We start from the raw sequence: 2,562 nt of genomic DNA, 5'->3' as shown, positions 1-2,562 counted from the left end.
GTGGTGAAGATGGTGCCGAGGAACAGCCAGGAGCCGTGCTCGCGGCTGACCAGATTGGTGTGTTTGCCTTGCCAGCCAAGCCCGGCGGCTTCGGCCAGCGGCTTTTCCATGACAGGTGCGGTGTCGACGAACACCTTCACGTCACCGCCGGCGCGGGCAACGAGCTTGCCGGCGATCTCCTTCAGCCGGCCTTTCATCACATCGTGATAGTCGCGGTTTTGCGCATAGACCGAGATCGCGCCGCGGTCGCGCTTGGCCAGCACTTCGCGAAGATCATGGTCGGGGCCGTAGTTCATCGCCAGCACGACGATCGAGCGTACCTGCGGCCAGAGGGCCGTTGGTTCACTGCGGCGTTGCAGCGTCTCGGCGATCCAGTCCATTGAGCCGTGAAAGCCATCGGCGACGAATTCGGCCAGGCGCGCCGGCGCCAGCGGGATCGCATCGGGGGAGGTGACGGCGACGGCATCGAAGCCGGCGCGCTGCGCCTCAGCGTCGATCAGCGCGCGCAGTTTTGCGGCGTCAGAAGTCGAGGTCCGCATAATGCGACACCGGTGACAGGCCGCGCACCCGGTCGGTCAAAAGCGGCCGGAAGGAAGGCCGCGACTTGACCCGCGTGTACCATTCGCGAGCAGCGCTGTGCTCGCGCCAGTCTATCTCGCCGAGATAATCGAGCACCGACAGCGTCGCCGCGGCCGCGAGATCGGCATAGGTGACCCTCGAGCCGGCCAGCCAATGGCGGGTGCCGGCCAGCCAGTTGGTGTATTTCATGTGCTGGCGGATGTTGGCGCGCGCCGCACGGATCGCGCCCGAGTCGGGCGAGCCGCCGCCCGCCGTTTCCGGCATGACCGGCTTCAGCACGCGCTCACGCACCAGATGGCGGGTGACTTCGCTTTCAGCCTTGTTGAGATACCAGTCGATGAGCCGGCGGATTTCGGCGCGCTGCATCGGGTCCTCGGCGAACAGCCGCTTGTCGCGCTTCAGCACGCCGCGCGTTTCATCGAGATATTCCGATATGACCGTCGCGCCGACGATCGGCACGTCGCCTTCGGCCAGCAGGATCGGCAGCGTGCCGGCCGGGTTCAGCGCCAGGAACTCCTTGCGCCGGGTCCACGGCTTTTCCTCGATCAAAGCCAGCTCCTCGCCATACTCGCCGAATGCGAGGCGGACGAAGCGACAGGTGGCGAACATGGGATGGTGGAAAAGCGTCAGCATGGTTCCGCGATGATAAAGCGCACTGGCGAATCGCAGGGCGCACCGGTAAGTCTTGGCCGCCCGGTTAGCGGGCCGTCAGGGTGTTGCGACCTATAGGGGGACTTCAACGCCATGACAAGCAAGCCCTTCTGTCAGCCGTCATGCCAATGCCGAGGTAGCCATGGAAAGCCAGACCATCGTCGAAGCCCTGCTGCTCGGCCTGCTGGAGGGGCTGACCGAGTTCATACCGGTGTCCTCGACCGGCCATATCCTGCTCGCTGGCCATTTCCTCGGCTTCCACTCGACCGGCAAGGCCTTCGAGATCCTGATCCAGCTCGGCGCCATCCTGGCGATCCTCAGCGTTTATTTCCGCCGCCTCTGGAAAATGCTGCTCGAACTGCCGCACGACCGACTGACCAGGCATTTCGTCATCGGCATCCTCATCGCCTTCCTGCCGGCGGCATTCATCGGCGCGCTGGCGCATGATTTCATAAAGACGGTGCTGTTCGAATCGCCGAGGCTGATCTGCATCATGCTGATTATCGGCGGCGTCGTGCTGCTGGTGGTCGACCGCATGAACCTCAAGCCGGTTTATCGCGACGTCGAGCGCTTCCCGACCCGGCTTTACCTGCAGATCGGGCTTTTCCAGTGCCTGTCGCTCATTCCCGGCACATCGCGTTCGGGCTCGACCATCGTCGGCGCCCTGCTTTTGGGCGTCGACAAGCGCGCGGCCGCTGAATTTTCCTTCTTCCTTGCAATCCCGACCATGGTCGGCGCCTTCGCCTTCGACCTGTTCAAGAACCGCAACGTGCTGAGCAGCGCCGACCTGCCGATCATCGCCGTCGGCTTCGTCGCCGCCTTTGTCACGGCGCTCATCGTCGTGCGCTTCCTGCTCGATTACGTCTCGCGCAAGGGTTACTCGCTGTTCGGCTGGTGGCGGCTGGTGGTGGGCGGTGTCGGGTTGGTGGCGTTGATGATCTGGGGGTGAGGAGTGTTCCGCGTAGCGGCCCTCACGCTTCGTCCCACGGGCTCCGCCCGTGGATGACGAATGAAGGAGGGCTGCCCCCTCTAACTCTTCCCATAAAACGCGTTCTCGACATGCACCGGCCAGCGCCAGGGCAGCACGGCGACCATGTCGAAGCGCATCGACAGCCTGCCGTAGTCCGCTTGGCGCGACAGCCAGATGTCGGCCGCGCCTTCTATTCGACGTTCCGATTCGTGGCCGATCGCCTCCATGGCTTCCATCAGCGACCGGCGCGCCTTGACCTCGACGAACAGCACCAGGTCGCCGCGCCGCGCGATCAGGTCGATCTCGCCGAAGCGCGTGCGGTGGCGGCGCGCCAGGATCCGGTAGCCCTTCAGCATCAGCGC

4 protein-coding genes are annotated in these 2,562 nt (G+C 64.6%); 1 reads left to right on the top strand and 3 read right to left on the bottom strand.

The features are described 5' to 3' along the window. The coding region (locus tag EN969_RS26210) for a QueG-associated DUF1730 domain-containing protein (protein WP_127419523.1) at positions 1-539 on the bottom strand (539 nt) is incomplete at its 3' end. Further along, positions 520-1,212, bottom strand: a complete 693-nt coding sequence (locus tag EN969_RS26205; protein WP_013528622.1) for a glutathione S-transferase family protein — start codon at positions 1,210-1,212, stop codon at positions 520-522. The genes EN969_RS26205 and EN969_RS26210, both read right to left, overlap by 20 nt. Positions 1,213-1,372: 160 nt before the next feature. Here EN969_RS26205 and EN969_RS26200 point away from each other — a divergent pair, with 160 nt between their 5' ends. Beyond that, entirely contained in the window at positions 1,373-2,179 is an 807-nt protein-coding gene (locus EN969_RS26200; protein WP_013528623.1) for an undecaprenyl-diphosphate phosphatase, read from the top strand. 80 nt (positions 2,180-2,259) lie between these two features. Here the strand turns inward: EN969_RS26200 and EN969_RS26195 are convergent. Next, on the bottom strand, positions 2,260-2,562 hold a 303-nt coding region (locus EN969_RS26195), incomplete at its 5' end, for a YraN family protein (protein WP_127419522.1).

It is taken from the genome of Mesorhizobium sp. M7A.F.Ca.CA.003.01.2.1 (genome assembly GCF_003998945.1).
In the GTDB taxonomy this organism is placed as follows: domain Bacteria; phylum Pseudomonadota; class Alphaproteobacteria; order Rhizobiales; family Rhizobiaceae; genus Mesorhizobium; species Mesorhizobium ciceri.
Note: the sequence above shows the minus strand (reverse complement) of the source record. Positions and strands in the feature narration are given on the sequence as shown.